Annotated in this window: 1 rRNA gene; it reads right to left on the bottom strand. The window is 55.3% G+C overall.

Going from position 1 to position 215, the window contains the following annotated elements:
• Positions 1-73, bottom strand: a 5S ribosomal RNA gene (rrf, locus tag OO69_RS48700); the annotation flags it as partial.
• Positions 74-215: the final 142 nt, after the last annotated feature.

Genomic DNA, 215 nt, shown 5'->3' on the forward strand with positions numbered 1-215 from the left:
CATCGGCGCTGTAAGGCTTAGCTTCCGGGTTCGGAATGTAACCGGGCGTTTCCCTCACGCTATGACCACCGAAACACTATGAAACAGACAACCGCACCATCACCGTGACCATGGCAATGGGGTTGTTCGTGGTTTCAGAACCAACACAGTGGACGCGAGCAACTGAGGACAAGCCCTCGGCCTATTAGTACCGGTCACCTCCACCCATTACTGGG

This window comes from Streptomyces sp. NRRL F-525 (assembly GCF_000716605.1).
GTDB lineage: Bacteria > Actinomycetota > Actinomycetes > Streptomycetales > Streptomycetaceae > Streptomyces.